At 60.9% G+C, this 14,280-nt stretch carries 15 protein-coding genes; 5 read left to right on the top strand and 10 right to left on the bottom strand.

What is annotated here, in order from left to right; translation table 11 throughout:
* Positions 1 to 2: 2 nt before the first annotated feature.
* The 4 genes from VGG22_15500 to VGG22_15485 all read right to left on the bottom strand — a co-directional run bounded on the left by VGG22_15500 (position 3) and on the right by VGG22_15485 (position 3,369).
* Positions 3 to 338, bottom strand: coding sequence for a hypothetical protein (locus tag VGG22_15500; GenBank protein ID HEY1729779.1), 336 nt, complete (start codon positions 336 to 338; stop codon positions 3 to 5).
* Positions 339 to 380: 42 nt separating this feature from the next.
* Complete coding sequence (locus VGG22_15495) at positions 381 to 1,196, bottom strand: FliA/WhiG family RNA polymerase sigma factor (protein HEY1729778.1); 816 nt, start codon at positions 1,194 to 1,196, stop codon at positions 381 to 383.
* Between the two features lie 62 nt (positions 1,197 to 1,258).
* Positions 1,259 to 2,353 carry a chemotaxis-specific protein-glutamate methyltransferase CheB gene (gene cheB / locus VGG22_15490; GenBank protein ID HEY1729777.1) on the bottom strand — a complete coding sequence of 365 codons (1,095 nt, stop codon included), beginning with the start codon at positions 2,351 to 2,353 and terminating at the stop codon, positions 1,259 to 1,261.
* A complete protein-coding gene (locus VGG22_15485; protein ID HEY1729776.1) occupies positions 2,350 to 3,369 on the bottom strand; it encodes an ABC transporter permease in 1,020 nt (339 codons plus the stop codon). Before VGG22_15485 ends, cheB begins: the two co-directional genes overlap by 4 nt.
* A 251-nt stretch (positions 3,370 to 3,620) precedes the next feature.
* Between VGG22_15485 and VGG22_15480 the strand changes: the two genes are divergently transcribed.
* Entirely contained in the window at positions 3,621 to 5,738 is a 2,118-nt protein-coding gene (locus VGG22_15480; protein HEY1729775.1) for a sodium-translocating pyrophosphatase, read from the top strand.
* 93 nt (positions 5,739 to 5,831) lie between these two features.
* Complete coding sequence (locus VGG22_15475) at positions 5,832 to 6,560, top strand: ATP-dependent Clp protease proteolytic subunit (GenBank protein HEY1729774.1); 729 nt, start codon at positions 5,832 to 5,834, stop codon at positions 6,558 to 6,560.
* On the opposite strand, the gene ligD is transcribed toward VGG22_15475, so the two are convergent.
* A complete protein-coding gene (gene ligD, locus VGG22_15470) occupies positions 6,557 to 7,483 on the bottom strand; it encodes a non-homologous end-joining DNA ligase (protein HEY1729773.1) in 927 nt (308 codons plus the stop codon). The two genes, VGG22_15475 and ligD, sit on opposite strands and share 4 nt — an antisense overlap.
* Positions 7,484 to 7,503: 20 nt before the next feature.
* Here ligD and VGG22_15465 point away from each other — a divergent pair, with 20 nt between their 5' ends.
* Positions 7,504 to 8,268 carry an exodeoxyribonuclease III gene (locus VGG22_15465; GenBank protein HEY1729772.1) on the top strand — a complete coding sequence of 255 codons (765 nt, stop codon included), beginning with the start codon at positions 7,504 to 7,506 and terminating at the stop codon, positions 8,266 to 8,268.
* Here VGG22_15465 and VGG22_15460 read toward each other — a convergent pair.
* The 3 genes from VGG22_15460 to VGG22_15450 are packed head-to-tail and all read right to left on the bottom strand — an operon-like array spanning position 8,249 to position 10,798.
* Positions 8,249 to 9,112, bottom strand: coding sequence for an NAD(P)-dependent oxidoreductase (locus tag VGG22_15460; GenBank protein ID HEY1729771.1), 864 nt, complete (start codon positions 9,110 to 9,112; stop codon positions 8,249 to 8,251). The two genes, VGG22_15465 and VGG22_15460, sit on opposite strands and share 20 nt — an antisense overlap.
* A complete protein-coding gene (locus VGG22_15455; GenBank protein ID HEY1729770.1) occupies positions 9,112 to 9,960 on the bottom strand; it encodes a PilZ domain-containing protein in 849 nt (282 codons plus the stop codon). The genes VGG22_15460 and VGG22_15455 overlap by 1 nt, the downstream gene beginning before the upstream one ends.
* A 10-nt stretch (positions 9,961 to 9,970) precedes the next feature.
* Entirely contained in the window at positions 9,971 to 10,798 is an 828-nt protein-coding gene (locus VGG22_15450) for a PilZ domain-containing protein (GenBank protein HEY1729769.1), read from the bottom strand.
* Positions 10,799 to 10,839: 41 nt separating this feature from the next.
* Between VGG22_15450 and VGG22_15445 the strand changes: the two genes are divergently transcribed.
* Complete coding sequence (locus VGG22_15445; GenBank protein HEY1729768.1) at positions 10,840 to 11,934, top strand: RuBisCO large subunit C-terminal-like domain-containing protein; 1,095 nt, start codon at positions 10,840 to 10,842, stop codon at positions 11,932 to 11,934.
* The gene (locus VGG22_15440; GenBank protein ID HEY1729767.1) at positions 11,931 to 12,401 is read left to right on the top strand and encodes a cupin domain-containing protein; all 471 of its coding nucleotides are present in this window, start codon (positions 11,931 to 11,933) and stop codon (positions 12,399 to 12,401) included. The genes VGG22_15445 and VGG22_15440 overlap by 4 nt, the downstream gene beginning before the upstream one ends.
* Here the strand turns inward: VGG22_15440 and VGG22_15435 are convergent.
* Together VGG22_15435 and VGG22_15430 are read right to left on the bottom strand one after the other, a co-directional pair.
* On the bottom strand, positions 12,398 to 13,456 hold the full coding sequence (locus VGG22_15435; protein ID HEY1729766.1) for a P1 family peptidase: 1,059 nt from the start codon (positions 13,454 to 13,456) through the stop codon (positions 12,398 to 12,400). The genes VGG22_15440 and VGG22_15435 overlap by 4 nt on opposite strands.
* Entirely contained in the window at positions 13,453 to 14,235 is a 783-nt protein-coding gene (locus VGG22_15430) for a GntR family transcriptional regulator (GenBank protein HEY1729765.1), read from the bottom strand. Before VGG22_15430 ends, VGG22_15435 begins: the two co-directional genes overlap by 4 nt.
* Between the last annotated feature and the right edge of the window lie 45 nt (positions 14,236 to 14,280).

Below are 14,280 nucleotides of genomic sequence, written 5' to 3'. Positions count from 1 at the left end.
GTTCAGGCCGTGAAGTCGATCAGGTGGTCGCCGTCCACTCCGGCTGCACCCTCGTCGATTACGCCTTCCTCAATTCCCGCGAACGGTTGGCCCGGCACACGCGCTTTACCGCGTTGCCCACGCTCTTGGTTGCCCGGCTCTTTCCGCTCCTCGACACGATTGCGGAGGGCCTCAGCGGTCTCCTGAACCGTTTCGCTGCGCTCTTCGGCTTTCGCAGCGAATGCCGCACCGGCCAGACTCTGAGAGTTTTGGGCCGCAACCTCAGCCTGACGCTGCACCCCTGCGGATGTTGCGGCATTTAAGATGTTCGCCTGAAGGTCAACCGGCCGAATGGCCATGGGTTAAGAAATGCTCCTCTTCCTTAAAGGGTATCGTCCGCGTCAAGCCCCTGTTTCAGGACCTGGGTCGTCGGAAGGCGGCGGGTCGCGTCTCAGATACTTCTGCTTCACGTTCGGGTCGCCCTCACGGTAGCCGAAATCTCCGCGAAGCTCGCGCAGTTTGGTGCGCAAGTGAATGACGGCTTGTGCATGAATCTGGGAGACCCGCGACTCGGAGACGTTGAGCACTCCCTTGATTTCCTTGAGGGTCAAGCCTTCAAAGTAGTACAGCGAGATGACGGTCCGCTCTTGATACGAGAGCGAGTCGACCGCTCTGACGAGCGCCTCGCGCAACTCGCGTGACTCGATCGCCTTACTGATCTCGTCGATCGGATCGCGCAGCGTGTCGACCAGCGGAATCTCATAGCCCTTCTCATTGGGCAGAAACTCCTCGAGCGAGAGGATCGCCGTTCCGCGAATCCGCTGCATCGTGTGATCGAACTCTTTAGGGGTGAGTCCGAGCTTGTTCGCGACCTCGTCTTCAGTCGCCGCACGCCCCAGTTCCGCTTCAAGCTCTTGGTACGTCCGCTCGACCTCACGGGCGCGCTGACGAACCGCGCGCGGCACCCAGTCGAGCGCCCGGAGCGCGTCCAAAATTGCACCGTTGATGCGTGTGATTGCGTAGGTTTCGAACTTGACGCCGCGCTCGTCATCATATTTTTCGATCGCGTCAATCAAACCTAAAATACCGTCATTGATGAGATCGTTGATCTCGACGTTCGGCGGAAGATTGATTGAAATGCGACCAGCGACGTAACGAACCAGGTGAAGATACTTCGTTACAGCTTCTTCCCTGGAGTACGAAACGCCAGCGATCACGTACTGCGGCGGATTCCGACTCTCTGTCAAACGCCCAATCCTAGTGTCGGTTTAGGTGGCGCTCACGTTCCCGGCAGCGGAGGCCGGCTCCCCTCCCTCCTCTGTAAAGGTACCTCTAAGCCCGTCAGCCTGCATAAAAGTGAGGGCAAATCGTCGAGTGTACATACGCGATCGATCAATCCAGCCTCCGCAGCGGCCCGCGGCATACCATATACGACGCAGCTCGCTTCATCTTGCCCGACTGCATACCCACCCGATGCCCGGACGACCCGCAGCCCCTCAACGCCGTCCCGGCCCATCCCGGTAAGTAAAACGGCGAGCGCCCCTTGCTTACATAGTGTGCCGACGGATGCGAACAGTGCATCGACGCTTGGAGTCAGCGCGCCGCGTTCCGCTTCTTCCAATTCGAGCATGAACTGCTTACCTATTCGGCGGACGCGTGCGCGCTGGCCGGCGGGCGCGACGACTGCAGCGCCGGCGCGAAGCTGCATGCCGTTCGTCCCTTCACTGACATCGATCTCACTCGACGCGTTCAATCGCTCCGCAAGCGCAGCAGTGAATCCGGGCGGCATATGTTGCGCGATCACGATCGGAGCCGGAAAATTTTTCGGCAGATGCGGCACGATGCGCGAGAGCGCGACGGGGCCACCGGTCGAGGTGCCGATTGCAACGCATTCCGATCTTCCGTGCGGCCCCGGCGTCGCGACGGGGGGCTGTGATTTGAAGCTTCGCGGCGAGCGTCGCGTTCCAAACGTGCGCACTTTTTCGAGCAACTCGTCGCCGAGCGCCGCAATGTCCAGCACGCCGGCCCCGGGCGGCGGCTTGGCGATGAAATCGACGGCGCCGATGTGCAGCGCATCGAGCGTCGTTTGTGCGCCTTGCGTCGTTAGTGCACTCACCATGATCACCGGCGGAGCTTGCGGCCCTCGCGCGACGATTCGGCGCAACGCCTCCAAGCCGCCGATGCCGCGCATCTCGACGTCCATGGTGACGACCTCGGGCGCAAGCGTTTCGACCAGCGCCACGCCCTCTTCGCCGCTTTTCGCGGCGCCGACGATCTCGATTCCAGAATCACGTTCCAACATGCGCCGCAGCGCATGCCGCATGAATGCCGAATCGTCGACGATGACGACGCGAATCCGAGATTCGGTCGTCACCCGTACCGTATTCGCGGATTGGCTACCGCGTAGAGCAGATCGACGAGCGCGTTCACGACGACGAAGACGGTTGCAAACAGCAGCACGCATCCGTTGATGACCGGCATGTCACGGTTTGAAATCGCTTCGAATGCCAGCCGTCCAACGCCGGGCCACGCAAAAATTGATTCGGTCAGCACGGCGCCCCCGAGCAGCAAGCCCGTTTGCAAACCAATGACGGTGATGATCGGGATCAAGGCATTGCGCAGCGCGTGCTTGACGATGACGCGCGACGCCGATAATCCCTTTGCGCGCGCCGTACGCACGTAGTCGCTTTGCAGCACTTCGAGCATCCCGCTGCGCGTAATCTTTGCAACGATTGCGAGTGGAATCGTCCCGAGCGTGATAGCCGGAAGAATCAAATGCCAAAGCGCGTCGAGCACAGCCGCGCCGTTCCCGCTCAGCAACGCGTCGATCACCATGAGATGCGTGCGCGCCGGAATCATGTATTGTATGTCGATGCGTCCCGAGATCGGAAAGAGATTCAAACCGAGGCCCGTCGGCAATACCGCGAAGACGTAGACGAGAATCCAACCGAGCCAGAAGACCGGAATCGAAACGCCCAGCAGCACCGCGACCATCGTAAGCGCATCGAGTATGCTGCCGTGCCACACGGCCGCTGCGATCCCCGCGGGTACGCCGAGAACGACGGCAAAGCAGATCGCGCCGAACGTGAGCTCGAGCGTCGCCGGAAAATATTGCGCAAGCTTTCCGGCAACCGACTCTTGATCGTCGATCGAGATGCCGAGATCGCCATGCGCCACGTGCTCGAGATAAATGACGAGCTGCGTGTACCAGGGTTTGTCCAGACCGAACGAAGCGCGCAGCGCGGCGACCTGCTCGGGCGTGGCGTGCTCTCCCAATCGTACCGTCGCCGGATCTCCGGGGATCAGGTTGAGGAATAGGAAGCTGAAGATCGTAATTGCGACCAAAACCACAACGAGGCGGAATGCCCTCGCGACTACGAAACGTGCCATCTGAAAGGCGCTTCGCCCCAGGCTGCGCGCCCCCCATGCTTCGCACGGGGCCCCCAAATCGCCGGGCCCATCATCATTATGAAGTTTTCTCGATTCCCCAAGGGGGGCCCGCAACAACTTTCGCGCGGGCATCAATACCCAAGGTTATCGGGAGAGGAGTAGTGGTTTAGGGGGGACAAGCCCGGCAGGTCGCTCGCGTCCGCGGGCGGTTTTTGTGCGTCCGCAGCACAGATGAGGGAGAAAGAAAAAGCGTGAGTCCCACAATCGCGATCGGGCTCGGAATTGCGGCCGGATTACTCGCCATCGTTTACGGCTTGGTTTTGACGGCTTGGGTACTTCGGCAACCCGAGGGAAATCCGAGGATGCTCGAGATTGCACGAGCGATCCAGGAAGGCGCGATGGCCTTCTTGCGCCGCCAATACACGACAGTCGCGATCGTCGCAGTCGTGCTCGGGATCGTCATTGCGCTCCTCCCGGCTCCGCTCGGTTGGCAACCCGCCGTCGGGTTCTTGATCGGGGCAACGCTCTCTGGTGCGGCCGGATTCATCGGCATGCTCGTTTCGGTTCGTGCCAACGTGCGCACCGCTGAAGCGGCGCGCGGCGGACTCTCCCCCGCACTTGCGGTCGCGTTTCGCTCCGGCGCGGTGACCGGACTGCTCGTCGTGGGGCTCGGCCTGCTCGCGGTTAGCGGCTACTACTGGATCATGCTTCAGGTTAACGCCGGCTCGCCCGATCCGGTCACGAACTCGCTCGGCGCGCTCGTCGGCCTCGCATTCGGCTGCTCGTTGATCTCGGTTTTTGCGCGTCTCGGCGGCGGCATATATACGAAGGCCGCCGACGTCGGCGCGGACCTCGTCGGCAAAGTCGAAGCCGGAATCCCGGAAGATGATCCGCGCAATCCCGCCGTAATCGCGGACAACGTCGGCGACAACGTCGGCGACTGCGCCGGCATGGCAGCGGATCTTTTCGAAACCTACGTCGTCACGACGACCGCAGCGATGCTGCTCGGACACCTCGTCCTCGGAAGCACGCTACCGTCCGCGGTAACGTTCCCGCTCGTTCTCGGCGCAGTTTCGATCGTCGCGTCGATCATCGGCACGCTCTTCGTTCGCCTGCCTAAATCTGCGGGCAAAGGCACGCGCATCATGGGCGCGCTATACATGGGCCTGATCGTTGCCGGCGTGCTCTCCGCGATCGCGTTCTATTTCGTATCGAACACTGAATTTGCGGGCGCAACGCCCAGTGGTACGGCCGTCTTCATCTGCTCGATCGTCGGCTTGCTCGTCACCGGCCTGATCACGTACATCACCGAATACTACACCGGCACGCAGTTTGGGCCGGTCAAGAGTATTGCAAAAGCATCGACGACCGGACACGCGACGAACATCATCGCCGGGCTCGGCATCTCGATGCAAGCGACCGCGCTTCCCGCAATCGTCATCATCTTCGGCATTCTCGTTTCGTACTCGCTGGCGGGAACGTACGGAATTGCCATTGCGGTCATGGCGCAACTTTCGATGGCCGGCATCATCGTCGCCATCGACTCGTTCGGACCCGTCACCGACAACGCCGGGGGCATCGCCGAGATGGCCGAGCTTCCGGAATCGGTTCGCGAAGTCACGGACCCCCTCGATGCAGTCGGCAACACGACGAAAGCCGTTACGAAGGGTTACGCGATCGGTTCGGCCGGACTCGCGGCAGTCGTCCTCTTTGCCGCGTTCTTGCAAGAGCTTTCCGATAAGTGCAAAGCGACGCCCAGCGCAATCTGCGCGACGACGCCGATCTCGTTCAGCATCGGCGATCCGTACGTCCTCACCGGTCTTTTCCTCGGCGGCATCTGCACGTATCTCTTCGCATCGCTTGCAATGGAAGCGGTCGGACGCGCGGCCGGTTCCGTCGTCGAAGAAGTCCGTCGCCAATTCCGCGAGAACCCCGGCATCATGGCCGGTACGTCGCGTCCGGACTACGGGACGACCGTTTCGATCGTCACCGGCGCCGCGCTCAAGGAAATGATCGTTCCCGCGCTCATCCCGGTTGGGATTCCGATCCTGATCGTCATTCTCGCGGCGGTCGGCGTGCTTCCGGGTCCAACCGGCGCGCAAATGCTCGGCGGCGTCTTGATGGGCTCAATCGTCACCGGGCTGTTCCTCGCGATAGCCATGACGAGCGGTGGCGGGGCCTGGGATAATGCCAAGAAATACATCGAGGACGGCCACTACGAAGGCAAGGGTTCGATCGCGCACCAGGCTGCGGTTACGGGCGATACGGTCGGCGATCCTTACAAAGATACGGCCGGACCGGCAATCAACCCGATGATCAAAGTTCTCAATATCGTCGCGCTGCTTTTGGTCGGCTTCCTCGTTAGATAACCGAGCAGGCCCTTCGTCACCCTCACTTGCGCGCGAACGCGAGTGCAGGTAATCTATTGAATCAGCCGTGGGTAATACCCATGGCGCAATAGCATGTCTGCTGGAGGCCTCTTCGTGTCCGTCTCTTCTACTCGGGCAGATCTCCGCTTACACTTCGATCAGCTGCTTTCGCGCGTGCAGATTGATGACGCGACCATGCGCGAATCGCTCTTGGGCGATCTTCTCGACGTCGTACCACGCCGCGCGTTCGAGCCCGTCGAACCGTCCGACGAGGGGATGCTGTTTTTTCACAGTGAGATAGAAGAACAGCACGTAGTCCCGCTGCAGCAACAGTTGCTGCGCACGCACCTCAACCTGGCGCCCGATAAGCCGGTAACGCTTTTTCTCTCCAGCGTGGGAGGGAATGTTTTCGCGGGCCTGGCGCTCGTCTCGACGATCACGTCGCTTCGCCGGCTCGGCCGGCAAGTAAACGTACACATCGAGGGCGTCGCGATGAGCATGGCCAGCGTCATCGCCCAAGTCGCGAACTACCGCACCATGGAAGCTTCTTCGTTCTTCTTGCTTCATGAGGTCTGGTACCGCAGCAGCGGCCGCGTGAGCGATCACGGCGAGGAACGGGCATTCCAGGAACGCTTGCAAGATCGCTTATATGAGATCTATGCAAACCGGACCGGCAAGTCCGTCGAATACTATCGCAAGAAGCTTTACAAAACCGACTGGTACCTGGATGCAGACGAAGCCTTACACGAAGGCCTCGTCGATGCTGTTCTGACCGCGCCCGGGCTTGCGAAACCCGCGCCGGTCATCTCGATCGTTCGCTAACCGAGCAAGGTTCGCAATTCGAATCGTCCGCGCGCCAGCGGACGCAGCGGCGCCCATAGGTCGCCGCGCTTTGCGATGCGCTCACGCGCGTTCGCGAGCGTGAAGTCCCCGATCTCGACGCCCCCATCGACCTCGTCCCAATCGACCGGCATCGATACCGTGGCGTGCGGACGCGGCCGCACCGAGTATATCGAAGCCAGCGTACTGCCCCAGCGATTCTGATTGTAGTCGACAAGCACGGTTCCGCGTGGGCGCTTGGAGACGTTATAGATTGCAGTTGCGATCTTCGGATACGATTTTTCGATCGCTTGCGCGAGCGCTTTCGCGAACGTCCAGACTTCCTTCTGCGTCGGCCCGCGCACGATCGGGACGTAGATATGTATTCCCTTGGACCCTGTTGTCTTGGCATAGTTCGGCATTTTCAATCCGTCGAGAGCGCCGTGCACGGCTAGCGCAACCTCGCGCACCGTCGCAAACGGCGTTCCTTCGACCGGATCGAGATCGAAGTGCAGGTAGTCGGGACGATCGTAGTCATCGCAGCGCGCGTACCACGGATTGAGATCGATACAACCAAGATTGATCACCCACAAGAGCGCCGCCGCGTCGTCGATGATCGGGAAGTCGATCACGTTTCCGGAGCCATGTGTGATCCGGCATGTGGTGATCCATTCCGGACGCTTGGGCGGCGTACGCTTCATGAAGAAGAAATCGCCGTCGATTCCGTTGGGATAACGCTTCATCACCATCGCCCGCTCGCTCAGATGCGGTAGCAGCACGCTGGCAACATCGAGATAATACTGCAAGAGATCGCGCTTGGTGTAAGCGTCCTTCGGCCAAAAAATCTTGCCGAGATTCGTCAGCGCGACGCGTTTCTTGCCGACCGCGAAGGTGAGATCGTCCTCGCCGGTAGGAATCTTAGTCAACGGGCGTGGACTCGGCGTTGGTGCGCATCATCTCCTTCAACGCGAACGGCATACGGAGCGCGACCCGCAAAGGCTTCTTTGCATGGATGCTGTCCGAAACGCCGGACTTCGTCTGCATTCAAGAAACCAAGGCGCAGGAGCACCAGCTGCCGGGCGAAGCCGTGTTGGCCGGATACTCCGCCGTGTATCTCGACGCGGTGAAGAAAGGCTACAGCGGCGTCGCGATCTACGCACGGACTGCGCCGCACAACGTGACGCGCGGCTTGGGCCCGGACCTGCTCGATCATGAAGCGCGTTTCCTGCGCTTCGACTACCCCGAATTGACGATCTGCTCGCTGTACGTTCCGTCCGGGACGAGCGGACCCGCGCGCCAAGAGATCAAGTACGAATTTCTCGACCGCTTCTTCGGCGACTTGAAACGCATGCGCGATGAACGGCGGTCGATCATCATCTGCGGCGATTACAATATTGCCCACCTCGAGATCGACGTCTTCAGCGTCCGAGCTTGCGCGGCGACGACGGGCTTTCTGCCGCCCGAACGCGCTTGGTTCGATCGCGTCACGGGCGAGCTTGGGTGGATCGACGCCTTTCGCGTGGTGAATCAAGACCGTAAGCAATTCACCTGGTGGTCGGGATGGCGCAACGCCTTCGAAAAGAATCTTGGGTGGCGGATCGATTATCAGCTGGTCACGCCCGAGCTACGCGAACGCGTAACGTCTGCGCGCATCTACAAAGACGAACGTTTTTCGGATCATGCTCCTGTGATCATCGACTATTCGGAGTGAGCTTCGTCGGAATTCGAGCCTGAATCGCGTCCGAGATGAAGATATCGACCTGCGGCGATGAGGCCGGATCGTTCGCGTAGATCGAGAAATCCCGGAGGCCCGCCGCGCGCAGGATCTCCTCGTCGATGAAGAAGTTGCCCGTGCACTCGCGCGAAGGGCGCTGCAGGATCTCGATCGCGGCGTCGGCGACGATCTCGGGCTTTCGCGCGAGCCTCGCGGCAACTTCACCGCCGAGCAAATTACGAACTGCCGCGGTATCGATCGTCGTCAGCGGCCATAACGAATTGACCGCGATGCCTTGCACGCGAAGCTCTTCCGCCATGCCGAGCGTGCACATCGACATGCCGAATTTCGCCATCGCGTAGGCGACGTGACCGCTGAACCACCGCGCTTGCATGTCGAGCGGCGGCGCGAGGTTCAAGATGTGCGGATTTTCCGCCCTCGCCAAATGAGGAATCGTCGCTTTCGAGCACACGAACGTCCCACGCGCATTGACCGCGTTCATCAGGTCGTAGCGCTTCATCTCGGTATCGACGGTTTGCGTAAGCGCAATTGCGCTGGCGTTGTTGACGCAGACGTCGATCCCACCGAAACGTGCGACGGTCTTCTCGACGGCGGCTACGACCTGTTCCTCGAAGCGAATATCGCACACGAGCGGGAGCGCTTTTCCGCCGGCATGCTCGATCTCATCGGCCGCCGTAAAGATCGTCCCGGGCAGCTTTGGATGGGGCTCGGTCGTCTTTGCGATGATCGCAATGTTGGCGCCGTCGCGCGCCGCGCGCAACGCAATAGCAAGCCCGATGCCGCGGCTGGCACCGGTAATGAACAGCGTCTTCCCGCGCACTAACCTTGGGTCGCGGCGGCCTTGCGCAATTGAGAGAGCTGGTGCGCGTGGACGAAACGCGCGATCTCTTCTTTGAGAAATGCCGAGAGATCGGCGAATCCGATTCCCCAGGTCGGCACGCCGTTGCGCGCGCTGCCGGTTTTTTTCACGATCTTTGCCTTGCACGAGATCGGATCGAACGGCCGAACCGGTACGAGCTTCTTCACGCGCCGCTCGCCGAACGGCGTTTGTTCCATCACTTCTTTTTCTTCGCCGCCCATGTCGACGGCGCCGACCGGCATCGTGAACGAAATCTCGGTCTCGATACCCTCCTCGTATTCGCCCGGCATCGCAATCAGCATGCCGCCAATCGAAAGATCGAGCGCTTCCGCGCGCACTGGGATGATACGACCGTCTTTGTTGGGGACTTTCGCAACGACGTTGAACGTGACCGCAGCGCGGTAACCCTGCCGCTTCGCGCGTCCGCCGACATCGCCGTCGTCAATCTGATGCGCCGGCATATCGGCCGGCTTGTACGCTTTGCGGCGCTGCACTTCGGCCAACTCATGAGCAAGCTTGTCTTTGGCGGCTTCGGACATGTCGAACTGAATGCCGTACTCGGCCGTCTTCGGATCGCTCATGCGAACGGCTACGACGCGTCCGCTCAACGGAATCGGTTGGCGCGACGGTCCCATCCATGCAAACGCGACGCGCGTGTGCGGCGGAAGTTTGGTGGTCGAACGTAAACGACCGCCACCGTCGGAGATGTCGACGAGCGTCAGCTTGAGGTCGCGGCCGAGATCCGCAAGACGAACGGTAATCTCAGCGTTGACGTCGAGCCGGAAGGCTTGGCGCCGAGGTTCGCTCATCGGTGCTGAGCTAGGCGTCGGCGGCAGCGGCGGCCTTACGCAGCTGCGTTAATTGGAAAGCGTGCACGAACCGTGCGACCTCCTCGGTCGTGAATGCCGGCATCTCGAAAAATGATGTTCCGTACGACGTGCCTTCGGCCGTCGCGCCGATGCGTTTTACCACTTTTGCCTTACAGTGAATCGGTTCGAACGGGCGAACGGGCACAAGCTTCTTTACTTTGCGTTGCCCGAAAGGTGTATTCTCGACGACTTCGCGTTGCTCGCCGCCCAAATCAACCGCTTCGACCGGCATCACGAAGTCAAGCTCGACTTCCGTATTTTCGGGAATCGCGTCGGGCGTAATCAGCATCAGGCCGCCGATCGAGAGATCGGCCGCGGTCGCGACTTGCTCGTGCATTCCACCCTTGACTTTATACGAGATGGGAAAACGGATCGGCGCGCGATATGCTTTGCGCTTAGCGCGCCCGATACCGCTGTCGCCGCCCTCCGTCGGTTCGGTCTTGAAGGCCATGCGGCGCTGAATTTCGTGGAGCTCTTGAACGAGAATGTCTTTCTCGTTCTGCGGCATCTCGAAGCGCACGCCGAACTCCGTCGTCTTCTGCTCGGTGATCCGAATGCCGACCATCTCGCCGTAAAGCTTGATCTGGCTTTTCGGTCCTTTCCATTTGAACTGGAGCTGCGAGTACGGAATGCACAATCGCGTACGTACGCGGCAGCCGCCTTCGGAAAGATCGACGAGCGTTGCCCCCATCGAACGACCGATGCCGTCAAGCGTTATCACGATATCTTCATTAACTTCGAGACGAAACGCCGTACGTTGCTTCTCTGCGTCGGCCATGGAGAGGCTCTACTCCTCACCGTGCGAAGCCTCCTCGCGGTATGGCTTGGGTTTCTGCGACGTATTTGCTCGCGTCTCGCGCGGACGAGGTCCACAAACGCGCGGCGGCGCTTGCGCTGGAGCAAAGCGTCGAGATGCCGCTCGAAGCCGTCGCCGATCCGAAGATTCGCGATTCGATCGTGGCGCGCGTCGCGTCGATCGAACCGCTCGATGCAGAGCGACACCGCGTCACCTTGCAGATCGCCGCCGCGACGACGGGCGAAGATGTGACGCAGCTAACCAATATGCTCTTCGGAAATTGCTCGCTGCAAGATGACGTCGAGCTCGAGGACGTCGCATTCCCGCCCGAGCTGCTCAAACGTTTCGGCGGACCGCGTCACGGGATCAGCGGATTGCGCGCGCTCGTCCAAGCACCGAAGCGTCCGCTGACGTGTACGGCCCTCAAACCGCAGGGGTCGTCGCCCCAGGCGCTCGCGGAGCTCTGCGAAACCTTCGGACGCGCCGGGATCGACGTGATCAAGGACGACCACGGCATCGCGGATCAAGCCTACGCGCCGTTCACCGAACGTGTCCGCGCCTGTTATGCTGCGGCCGAGCGCGCCTCGGACGCCACGGGAAAGCCGGTCATCTACGCTCCCAGTCTGGTCGGCTCTCCGCGACGCATCTTCGAGCAAGCGGAACACGCCCGAGAGTGCGGGGTACGCGCCGTGCTCCTTGCACCGATGCTGATTGGTCTGGGGACGTTCGCGGAATTCGTGGCGACGTTCCCGGACTTTGTCATTCTCGCGCATCCGGCGTTCGGCGGCGCTTCGCGCATCTCACCGGTCTGGCTCTTCGGAAAATTCTTCCGGCTGCTCGGCGCGGATGCGACGATCTATCCGAACTACGGCGGCCGATTCGCCTACAGTGCAGACGTCTGCCGAGCGCTCGCGCAGGCAGCCCGCGAACCGTGGCATACGATTCGGCCCGCAATGCCGGTACCGGCCGGTGGCATGGCGGTCGAGCGAGTCCCGGAAATGATTGCGTTCTACGGCACGGAGGTTATGCTGCTGATCGGAGGCAGCTTGCTTTCGGCCGGGGACCGTCTTGCGGAACGAAGCCGAAGCTTCGCCCGGGCGGTTGTGCAGGGCGTATGAGAGAGACGAGCGAGGCACGTCACGCACGGACGTTCCGCCCGGAGGGCGAGCACTACCGGTGGCAGAGCGTTGACGTACTCCAATATAAAGAAGAGGGCAGCGCCCCGTTCAAGGACGTAACGCGCTCGGTACTCTTCGAAGAAGCCGAGCTTGGCTATCAGTGGCGATATTTCGAGGTCGGCGCCGGCGGACATACAACCCTGGAACGGCACGAGCACGTTCACGCCGTCATGATCTTACGTGGTGGCGGCGAAGCGCTGCTCGGAACGGAGATCCATCCGATCCACCAATTCGATCTCTTTCGCGTACCGCCGATGACGTGGCATCAATTTCGCGCCGGCGACGACGAACCGATGGGATTCTTGTGTCTTGTCCCTAGCGAACGCGACCATCCTCAACTCCCCAACGACGACGAGTTGCGCGAGCTGCGCGCACAACCCGAGATCGCCCGCTTCCTCGAAGACTAACGCACGTCGTGAACTGACGGTAAGTTCGGCAGGCTGCGCGCCGCCATAACCGCGCGCAGAATCGAAGCAACGACAACTTCGGCGGCCATGAGTCCAAGCAGCGTTGGATTTCCGCTTTTCTTGGCGCTGCCGGTCGCCATCGTGAAGATCGTGTCGCCGTCGAACATCGTGTGCGAGGGCACGATCGCACGCGCGATTCCATCCTGGGCCATCTGTGCAATCTTCTGCGCTTGCGCCTTGGTCAGATCGGCATTCGTCGCGATGACGCCGATTGTCGTCGCCGTCCCCGGGGCAAGCGTCGGGGGAACCTCGCCGCCCAGGATCGTCTGAACCGCGTTGATCTTCTTTTTACCATCGGCAGTGCGAGCGCCCGCCACGACTTTTCCATTCGACGGATCGATGACGTCGCCGATCGCGTTCACTGCGACGATCGCGCCGACGACGAGACCATCGAGCGTAACCGAGGCCGTTCCGATTCCGCTTTTCATTGCTCGGTCGAATCCGAACAGCTTACCGACGGTCGCGCCTGCACCGGCACCGACGTTTCCCTCCGAAGGTCGCTGCGTCGTCGCCGCAACGCAAGCTGCATAGCCGGCAGCCGCATCAGGACGAATTTTCGGATCGCCGACGGCAAGATCGAAAAGAATCGCCGCAGGCACGATCGGTACTTTTGCGATCCGCACGTCAAAGCCGATGCCGTGCTCGTCGAGCCAATGAACGACGCCGCTCGCGGCATCGAGTCCGAATGCGCTGCCGCCGGCAAGCGTAATCGCATTGACGCGATCGACGAGATTTTCAGGATTGAGCAGATCCGTTTCACGCGTCCCGGGCGCCGACCCGCGCACATCGACGCCACCGACGGCGCCGCCGGGCGGCGCAAGCACGACGGTACATCCCGTCGGCCGTGCGGTCGATGTGAAATGCCCGACCATAATCCCCTCGACGTCGGTAATCGCGCTATGTGGATCGATCATAAATGAAGCCTGCGCATCGCCAAGCGATGCCGCAACCATCGCGCCGGTTGCAGCGCTCGCGACAAACGACCTTCTTTTCACCGTGACGTTCGAATTGTTTGCGAGAGCGGAATGTTCCCACCGATCGACAGCCCGAACTCGTAGGCGTCCGAACGCAAATAGCAGACGGTGTTTTCCACGGCTGAATCGCTCTCATCGTAGCTGGTGCGATCCAATATTAAAACCGGTTCTCCGGCAGCAATCTCCAGCAGACGTCCCGGTCCGTGTCCGGCCGCCTGCGCGCGGATCGTGAGATCAGCGCGGGCGATCTTCCGGCCCAGCCGTTCCAAAATCCGATAGATAGGCATCGACGAGATTTCTTCGCGCGTAACGTCGGCCGTGATGGAATGCAGGTGAATATTCGTTACGGCGAACGGCGCGTTGTCAAGCTTGTACAAACGCATCACGAGCATGGCGCTCTCGGTCCCAAGTTTTGCGGCGATCTGCGCGTTCGGCGTTACCTTGCGGAAGTCGACCAGCGAAAATTCCGGCTTGAGTCCCTTGGCGATGAGCCCGTCGTAAAAGCCGCGCAGCGGCTCGGCAAGATCTTGGTGCACTTTGGGCGATGCAACGAACGTTCCGACGCCGCGACGTCGTATGACGAGTCCCCGCCGTTCGAGGACGGACATCGCTTGCCGCACGGTAACGCGGCTGAGCCCATAGCGATCCACGAGCTCAAATTCGCCCGGTAGACGGCGGCGAGGGCCGTATTCGCCGCTATTAATTCGGCTCGCCAAGTCCTCGGCCAACTGCACGTAAAGTGCCTCCGGACCGTCGAACTTGGCGCGCGCGAAACCCCTCTCGGCCAAGACAGATGTCATAATACATTCTCGAGACAACCCCAGGCAAGAGGGAACACTATGTAT

The organism is Candidatus Baltobacteraceae bacterium, assembly GCA_036489885.1.
In the GTDB taxonomy this organism is placed as follows: domain Bacteria; phylum Vulcanimicrobiota; class Vulcanimicrobiia; order Vulcanimicrobiales; family Vulcanimicrobiaceae; genus JAFAMS01.
The sequence above is the reverse complement of the archived record's forward strand: the minus strand, read 5'-3'. Positions and strand labels throughout refer to the sequence as shown.

Bases quoted from the DNA above. Each gene is read 5' to 3' on its own strand.
- VGG22_15500 (HEY1729779.1), bottom strand. From the start codon at position 338: ATGGCCATTCGGCCGGTTGACCTTCAGGCGAACATCTTAAATGCCGCA.
- VGG22_15485 (HEY1729776.1), bottom strand. From the start codon at position 3,369: ATGGCACGTTTCGTAGTCGCGAGGGCATTCCGCCTCGTTGTGGTTTTG.
- VGG22_15475 (HEY1729774.1), top strand. From the start codon at position 5,832: ATGTCTGCTGGAGGCCTCTTCGTGTCCGTCTCTTCTACTCGGGCAGAT.
- VGG22_15455 (HEY1729770.1), bottom strand. From the start codon at position 9,960: ATGAGCGAACCTCGGCGCCAAGCCTTCCGGCTCGACGTCAACGCTGAG.
- VGG22_15450 (HEY1729769.1), bottom strand. From the start codon at position 10,798: ATGGCCGACGCAGAGAAGCAACGTACGGCGTTTCGTCTCGAAGTTAAT.
- VGG22_15445 (HEY1729768.1), top strand. From the start codon at position 10,840: ATGGCTTGGGTTTCTGCGACGTATTTGCTCGCGTCTCGCGCGGACGAG.
- VGG22_15440 (HEY1729767.1), top strand. From the start codon at position 11,931: ATGAGAGAGACGAGCGAGGCACGTCACGCACGGACGTTCCGCCCGGAG.
- VGG22_15430 (HEY1729765.1), bottom strand. From the start codon at position 14,235: ATGACATCTGTCTTGGCCGAGAGGGGTTTCGCGCGCGCCAAGTTCGAC.